The organism is Streptomyces sp., from assembly GCF_036524955.1.
Lineage (GTDB): Bacteria > Actinomycetota > Actinomycetes > Streptomycetales > Streptomycetaceae > Actinacidiphila.
In genome coordinates this window covers 1-6,223 of record NZ_DATDBG010000082.1, presented here as the reverse complement: position 1 = coordinate 6,223, position 6,223 = coordinate 1, and the positions used below count along the sequence as shown (strand labels likewise).

The window sequence follows — 6,223 nt, the reverse complement described above, 5'->3', positions numbered from 1 at the left end:
CGGCCAGGCGGAGGCGGACGAGCACTGCCCTCGTGGCCCCGCCGGACACGGCGGCCGGCAGGTCCACGCGCTGGGAGGCGGGAAGCAGCACCGCGGGATCGGTGTCCACGGTGAGCCACCCGGACTCGACCGGAGCGCTGCCGTCGGCATTGGCCACGTCGACCTGGAGGGTCACCGCGCGCCCGCAGAGCCGTGCCGACGGCAGGGCCCGGGTGAGTTCCGGGCGCGGCGGCCGGTCCTCAGCGAGCTGTCGGCGGGCCGACCGGGCCAGCGTCTCGATGCGGACGGCCGCGGGCTCCACCAGTTCCACGGCCAGCGAGGTCGGAGCGCTGCGGATGGCGGCCCTCACCTCTGCGGTGATCCGCTCCGCTCGGCGCAGCGCGGCGTCCCGCTGGTCGAACCGCCACTCGTCGAGCGCGTCCGTCAGTGCCTCCAGCGCGCGGCCGACGCCGTCCAGTTCGAGGGCGGCGGGCGCCGTCTCGCGGAGCTGGCCCAGGCGTTCACGGCCTTCGCGCAGCGACTCCCCGGTCATCTCCACCTGTTCGAGGAGAGCCAACGGGTGGGCGAGCGCCCTGCGCCCGCGGTGCCACTCCTCGGTCAGAGCCGTCCATGCCTCCCGGCTCGGCCGGCCCGTGCCGTCGGCGCGCAGGCACCCGGCGCACAGGGAGACGAGGCCGCTGTCGTCGTGGAACGCCCGGCGGACGAGCCGGGCCGCCGTCTCGCTGGTGGCGACGAGCGCCACGACGGCGTCGAAGCCCGCAGGGCCGGTCTCGCGGAGGTACGCGTGCAGCGCCGGGCTCACGTCCTCGGTGTCACCGCTGTCCGCCGCCCCGCCCAGGTAGACGCGGATGATCTGTGCGGCCTGGGTGTCGGGCGACGCCCCCGGATCCAGACAGGTCAGCGCCGCCAGGCACAGGTCGCGCGCGGACTCCTGGCTCTGCGCCCGCAGTTCCGCCGCCAGGGCGACGAGGCCGCGCAGGCGGTACCGGTTCGCCTCGCGGCCCTGTCCCGTCTCGGCCGCGAGCCGCGCGGCCGAGAAGAGGATGTGCGCCTCCGTGTCGCCCGGAGCCTGCCGCCGGTCCGTGACGGCACGGGGGAGGGACCTGTTCAGCACGACGGAGATGTCGTCGGGGCCGATCCGGCGTCCTTCCGCCGCCGCCTGCTCCAGCACGGAGGACGCGAGGTCCGCGTGAGCGCTCTCCACGTACGCGGTCAGGGCGGTGGTCCGCGGCGACGGACTCCCCGGCAGCGCGGTACCGGCCTCCAGCGCGCGGGCGAGTGCCGCCCGCACCTCCGGGTCGATCTGCGTGCTGACCTCGGCGCAGTCGCGGGCCAGCGCAAGTGCTCGCGCGGTACCGGAATTGAGGCACGCCTCGATCACCGGGCTGGCGTCGGCCCTTGCCGCCCACTTCAGGGTGGTCCCGCGCCACCTCGGCTGGTCGACCCGCTCCATGAGGAAGCGCACCGATCCCTGCGCGAGGATCTCGTCCGCGGCGAGGTGCTCCTGCAGCTCGACGTGCACGAACGCGTACATGCCCGGTGCGCTCTGGACCAGGATGCCGCTGTCCTCCATGGACCGCAGGAAACCCGTCAGGGAGTCGAAACGCGATCTGGTGCGGCTCACCCGGGTCATGCGCGCCGCTTCGGCTCCGGTGACCGCGGTCGCGTCGGCGTTCATCATGCCGAGGGCCAGGTTCTGGACGATCCGCTGGTTGTCCGGCTCCCGGGGCAGCTGCCGCCTCCAGAAGATGTCGAAGGCGTCCCGGTGGACATCGGCCACCGACCGGGGCGCCGCCGTGCGGTCGTAGCTGTCCGCCATGAGTGCCAGATACAGCGGATTGGCGGCCAGCCCGCCCAGCGAGGTCCGGCTCAGCTGCCTGATCAACTCCCGGGCCTCGCGTGCCGCGGTCTCGGGTGTCCGGCCCGCGCGGCCGGCGAGTTGACGCCGGACGTACCGCTCGGCCTGGTCCACGCCGAGTCCGCGGATCCCCAGCGTCGTGGCGGATACCGGCAGGAGGGCGTCGCCCACCGGACGGGAAGCGATCACCCAGGAGTTCTGCGGGAAGGCCTCGATCTGTTCCCGCAGCCAGTGGACCACCCGCGTCCGTGCCTCAGGCCCGACCTCGTCCATCCCGTCGAGGAAGACCACGCATCTGCCCTGCTGGAGCCATCGGGGCGTCCAGGAACGGGGGAAGGCGGCACGTGCCCAGGGGGAGTGGGCGGCCAGCGTGCCGAGGTCGGCGCCGCTGAGGATGTCCGGAGACTGGTCGCCCAGGTGCAGCAGTACGGGAATCGCGCGGGGCAGGCCCAGCCCGGAACTCTCCAGCAGCCTCAGAGCGGCGTGGCGTAAGAGCGTGCTCTTGCCCGTCCCGGCGGCACCGACGAGCAGGAAGACCCGGCCGCGGCTGGGGCTGAGGAGCCGCAGCAGGTCGTTGGTGCGGGCCAGTACGTCGGGCGTCGGCGGCTGCGGTCCGGGGCCCGCTGCGGGCGGCACCACCTCAAGAGTGAGCTCGATGTAGTCCTTGCGCGCCGGGATCGGGAACTGCCCGCTCACTCTCGTGCCGGAGCCCAGGGCCGGTGCCAGGTCGAGGAGGATCCGGGCCGACCGGTACCCGATTCGGTATCTCACCAGCCACAGGGAGAGCGCGGAGGTGAGCAGCCCCATGAACCCGACCGCGATCCCGGACAGCTCCCCGATGTCCAGTCCCACCGTGGCCTCCCTCCCCGAGACGCTGACTTCATACAAGTCCATCGATGGGCGCCGCCGTGCGCGGTGGCGCCCAGTCGTTACGAAGGAAATCCGGCCCGCCGCGGCCGGGCCCCCGCATCCCGGGGTCAGGGCGCCGTGAACGCCACGTCGGACAGGTCCCGTTCCAGGCTCGTGCCCAGGTGCCCGTAGGTCGCGATGCCCGCGACCTTGACCAGCAGGCAGAAGCGTTCGGTCGACGCCACCGACTGCGCGAGCTCACCGTAGGCGCGCTTGAGGAAGAGGATGGCCGCACGGTTGGCGGTCGAGCTCTGCCCGCAGATCAGGACGACCGAGCCCGTTGCCTCGACCGGCCGGAACTTCGCCACCAGCACGTACTCCTGCCGACCACGGTCGAAGCGGTAGAGCTGACCGCCCACGTCGAACGCGACCGCGTCAGGAGTCGCGTCGAAGGGGCGGACGGTGACCCCCGGCACGTAGGCGGCCAGATGCCCGCCGGTGCGGACGTTGGAGCCGGCGAGCGGGCCCCCGATGCAGAACTCGGTGCTGTCGCCGTTGCTGCCGGCGAAGTCGTTGCTGGACGTGGCGGACACCTCGCACCCGAGTTCGCCGGCCAGGGCCGCCACCTCGATCATCGCCTGGACGTCCTGGTGGGAGGCGCTTTTCGGCGCGTTGTACTTGTTGTTCATCACGATCAGGCACGGTCTGCCCGGTGCCATGCCGAAGAACTGCGCCTTGCGCGAGAGCGCCCGGGCTCGCTTGCCCCTTTCCCAGAGCCAGACCAGCCCGCCGCTGATGACACTGGTCGCGAGCCCGATCGCGATGTTCACGATCACGGACATGATTGCCCCCCGGCAGCCCTTGTCGGGACAACGGCCCGGACGGCCGACCCCGAGCCGGACGTCAGTCTGCCACCCGGGTGTCACTGTTCGCAGTCGGCCTCGAAACCGGTCGGTACCAGTTCGAGGCGGTCTTGACGAGGGGGGCCCGACGCATCGGTGACGCCTTCGTGATCGGCGTTTCTTGAGACTGGCCGATGACGAACCAGGAGGGAGACGTGGTGGACCGCCGACCCCGTTCGGCCGCCCACCAGTTTGGGCCGCGACCCTTCAGGGGTAGGCTTCCCGGCCCGATTGGCGCCGGGCGGAGCCGGTGTGGCAGACTAGCCCAGTTGCTCGGTCGAGCGCCGATGCTGCGCGCCTCCCGTCGGGGGGACCGGAAGCGAGTCCCACAGTACTCGTCGCCCCATCTGTCCACGTGGCAGCGCTGGGGCGGACGTACGGGAATCTTCCGGGAAGCGTGAGTGCGGCTCCGGCCAGGCATCCGGTGGGAATCTCTCCCACGCAACCCCCTGGGCCAGGGTTCTCCGCATGCGGAAAACCATGTTCGAGGGGCGCGACACGCCCGACCGCGTGGGTCGGCGAAGTGGATGCCAGGGCGTAAACAGAGACAAGGACTACGGAGTAGCCATGGCGGGACAGAAGATCCGCATCCGGCTCAAGGCCTACGACCACGAGGTCATCGACTCCTCGGCGAAGAAGATCGTCGAGACGGTGACCCGTACCGGTGCGCAGGTCGCGGGCCCGGTGCCGCTGCCCACAGAGAAGAACGTGTACTGCGTCATCAAGTCGCCGCACAAGTACAAGGACTCGCGCGAGCACTTCGAGATGCGCACGCACAAGCGCCTGATCGACATCCTCGACCCGACGCCCAAGACCGTTGACTCGCTGATGCGCCTGGACCTGCCGGCCGGCGTCGACATCGAGATCAAGCTCTGAGAGGCACGGAGAAGATGGCTAAGCAGATCAAGGGCATCCTGGGCGAGAAGCTCGGCATGACCCAGGTCTGGGACGAGAACAACCGTGTCGTCCCGGTGACCGTCGTCAAGGCCGGCCCCAACGTCGTGACCCAGGTGCGTACCAATGACACCGACGGCTACGAGTCGGTCCAGCTCGCCTTCGGCGAGATCGACCCGCGCAAGGTGAACAAGCCCCTCAAGGGCCACTTCGCGAAGGCCGACGTCACTCCCCGCCGCCACCTGGTGGAGCTGCGTACCGCCGACGCCGGTGAGTACACGCTCGGCCAGGAGATCACCGCCACGGTGTTCGAGGCCGGTGTCAAGGTGGACGTGACCGGCAAGAGCAAGGGCAAGGGCTTCGCCGGTGTCATGAAGCGTCACAACTTCAAGGGCCTCGGCGCCGGACACGGTGTCCAGCGCAAGCACCGCTCGCCCGGCTCCATCGGTGGCTGCGCCACCCCGGGCCGCGTGTTCAAGGGCCTGCGCATGGCGGGCCGCATGGGCAACGAGCGGGTCACCACCCAGAACCTGACCGTCCACGCCGTTGACGCGGAAAAGGGCCTGCTGCTGATCAAGGGCGCGGTTCCTGGTCCGAACGGCGGCCTCGTCCTGGTCCGCACCGCGGCCAAGGGGGCCTGAGGGATATGAGCACCATTGACATTCTGTCGCCCGCGGGTGACAAGACCGGGACCGTAGAGCTCCCGGCTGAGATCTTCGACGCCAAGGTCAGCATCCCGCTGATCCACCAGGTCGTCGTCGCGCAGCTCGCCGCGGCCCGTCAGGGCACGCACAAGACGAAGACGCGTGGCGAGGTCCGCGGTGGCGGCAAGAAGCCGTACCGCCAGAAGGGCACCGGCCGCGCCCGCCAGGGCTCGACCCGCGCGCCGCAGTTCGCCGGCGGTGGCGTCGTGCACGGTCCCGTGCCGCGCGACTACTCGCAGCGGACCCCGAAGAAGATGAAGGCCGCCGCCCTGCGCGGTGCCCTCACCGACCGGGCCCGCCACAACCGCATCCACGTCGTGACCGGCGTCGTCGAGGGCGAGACCCCGTCGACCAGGGCCGCCAAGTCGCTGCTGGGCCAGATCAGCGACCGCAAGAACGTGCTGCTCGTCGCCGACCGCGCCGAAGAGCTCGCGTGGCTGTCCGCCCGTAACCTGCCCCAGGTGCACATCCTGGACGCCGGTCAGCTCAACACCTACGACGTGCTCGTCTCCGACGACGTGGTCTTCACCAAGGCCGCCTTCGACCGGTTCGTGGGTGTCTCCGGTAACGGCGCCGCCGAGACCGAAGGGAGCGACGCCTGATGGCCGAGCAGCAGACCGCGATCACCAGCAAGACCTACACGGACCCCCGTGACATCCTGGTCAAGCCGGTGGTCTCCGAGAAGAGCTACGCGCTGCTGGACGAGAACAAGTACACGTTCGTCGTCGACCCGCGCGCCAACAAGACCCAGATCAAGCAGGCCGTCGAGGCGGTCTTCCAGGTCAAGGTCACCGGGGTCAACACGATCAACCGGCAGGGCAAGCGCAAGCGCACCCGTACCGGTTTCGGCAAGCGCGCCGACACCAAGCGCGCCATCGTGACCCTCGCCGAGGGCGACCGAATCGACATCTTCGGCGGCCCGGTCTCCTAACGGGGACTGGTCGTTCAGAAGTCCGGAATCATCCGAGGACTGAGAAATGGGTATCCGCAAGTACAAGCCGACGACCCCGGGCCGT

6 protein-coding genes are annotated in these 6,223 nt (G+C 70.4%); 4 read left to right on the top strand and 2 right to left on the bottom strand.

Annotated features, from left to right (window positions below):
- The coding region (locus VIW71_RS07335; protein WP_331621187.1) for an NACHT domain-containing protein at positions 1-2,710 on the bottom strand (2,710 nt) is incomplete at its 3' end.
- A gap of 125 nt (positions 2,711-2,835) precedes the next feature.
- Positions 2,836-3,549 carry a hypothetical protein gene (locus VIW71_RS07330; RefSeq protein ID WP_331621186.1) on the bottom strand — a complete coding sequence of 238 codons (714 nt, stop codon included), beginning with the start codon at positions 3,547-3,549 and terminating at the stop codon, positions 2,836-2,838.
- Between the two features lie 627 nt (positions 3,550-4,176).
- Here VIW71_RS07330 and rpsJ point away from each other — a divergent pair.
- From rpsJ to rplW, 4 genes are read left to right on the top strand one after another with little or no spacing between them, the layout of a single operon-like run.
- Positions 4,177-4,485 carry a 30S ribosomal protein S10 gene (rpsJ, locus tag VIW71_RS07325; protein ID WP_014144312.1) on the top strand — a complete coding sequence of 103 codons (309 nt, stop codon included), beginning with the start codon at positions 4,177-4,179 and terminating at the stop codon, positions 4,483-4,485.
- 14 nt (positions 4,486-4,499) lie between these two features.
- Positions 4,500-5,144 carry a 50S ribosomal protein L3 gene (gene rplC, locus VIW71_RS07320; RefSeq protein WP_331621185.1) on the top strand — a complete coding sequence of 215 codons (645 nt, stop codon included), beginning with the start codon at positions 4,500-4,502 and terminating at the stop codon, positions 5,142-5,144.
- Between the two features lie 5 nt (positions 5,145-5,149).
- Complete coding sequence (gene rplD, locus VIW71_RS07315) at positions 5,150-5,809, top strand: 50S ribosomal protein L4 (RefSeq protein ID WP_331621184.1); 660 nt, start codon at positions 5,150-5,152, stop codon at positions 5,807-5,809.
- Positions 5,809-6,138, top strand: coding sequence for a 50S ribosomal protein L23 (gene rplW, locus VIW71_RS07310; RefSeq protein ID WP_331621183.1), 330 nt, complete (start codon positions 5,809-5,811; stop codon positions 6,136-6,138). The genes rplD and rplW overlap by 1 nt, the downstream gene beginning before the upstream one ends.
- Positions 6,139-6,223: the final 85 nt, after the last annotated feature.